The organism is Pseudonocardia charpentierae, from assembly GCF_031845345.1.
In the GTDB taxonomy this organism is placed as follows: Bacteria; Actinomycetota; Actinomycetes; order Mycobacteriales; family Pseudonocardiaceae; genus Pseudonocardia; species Pseudonocardia charpentierae.
Window position 1 is genome coordinate 1 of the sequence record NZ_JAVREJ010000146.1, and the last position, 252, is coordinate 252.

The 252-nt window shown below is 66.7% G+C and carries 1 protein-coding gene; it reads right to left on the reverse strand.

Annotated elements, in window-relative coordinates; translation table 11 throughout:
- On the reverse strand, positions 1-126 hold a 126-nt coding region (locus RM445_RS32715; protein ID WP_397469464.1), incomplete at its 3' end, for a sugar transferase.
- Positions 127-252 lie beyond the last annotated feature (126 nt).

Consider the following 252-nt stretch of genomic DNA (forward strand, 5'->3'; position numbering starts at 1 on the left):
GAACCGGCTCCCGCCCAGTCCCACCCGCTCCTGCCGGAAGAACGCAGGTCCCTTGTCCTCCAGGTGCACCGCTATGGCGATCAGCAGCATCGGCACCAGGAAGAGAATGAGCAGCAACGAGGACACGGGTCGCGTCCCGCTGCGTGGTGTAACTCGCTCCGCGGGAGGCTCTGCGGTTCAGATCATGCCGTCATGAGTTCGGCGGTGGCCACCCCTTCCGGTGGTGTCGGGGTGGCGAGCAGGGCCATGGTG